General features: G+C 43.2%; 1 protein-coding gene. It reads right to left on the reverse strand.

Features of this window, described 5'->3' with window-relative positions; all coding sequences use genetic code 11:
- The coding region (locus AAEY80_RS15015; protein ID WP_502945557.1) for an IS256 family transposase, variant Zn-binding type at positions 1-590 on the reverse strand (590 nt) is incomplete at its 3' end.
- Positions 591-634: the final 44 nt, after the last annotated feature.

Consider the following 634-nt stretch of genomic DNA (forward strand, 5'->3'; position numbering starts at 1 on the left):
GCACTGTTCTTAGGTCGACGAGTGAGGTAGCGGGTCACTATTTGCACCTGATGAAACTGGCACATCTGGCAAGGGGTGCGGGTGAATAACGTACGCAGTCCTCGTCTACCATCACAGGTGATGCTTTGTATATCAACGCCTAACGATGCTAGATGATCAATTCCTTGTTTGTAGGCACTGTTGGTTTCATGACTGACTATCGCGTAGTAAAGAACGGCTTTAGTGGTATTGTCCATAAAAACCATTAAACCGAACTTACGACCGAAGTAAGTGGTGTCCATGATGATGTTAGCAGTATTCGGTCGCTTAACTTGATAGTCAATACTGACTGTGTCTAAGCGTCTTTGAATGGTTTTAAGACTACAGCTATACTTGTCAGCCAGTTGTTTGTAGGTCTGTTTGCCCTGAGTGTATTCCGTCCAAAGGGTTTGGTTATTGAGTCTTTTGCCACCTAAAAACTGCCGTTTGCAAGCTAGACATTGATACTGTTGTTTGCCTAGCTTGCGTCCATTCTTTTTGAGGTGTTTATCACGACAAAAAGGGCAGTTTTTTGATTCATGGCTTTGATTCCTTGCAAATATAGACAGTATATAGCGTTAGACCCTACGCCAGCATGAATAATGTCCATTACACC

The sequence above is a fragment of the Psychrobacter sp. 78a-MNA-CIBAN-0178 genome (assembly GCF_040309625.1).
Taxonomy (GTDB): Bacteria; Pseudomonadota; Gammaproteobacteria; order Pseudomonadales; family Moraxellaceae; genus Psychrobacter; species Psychrobacter okhotskensis.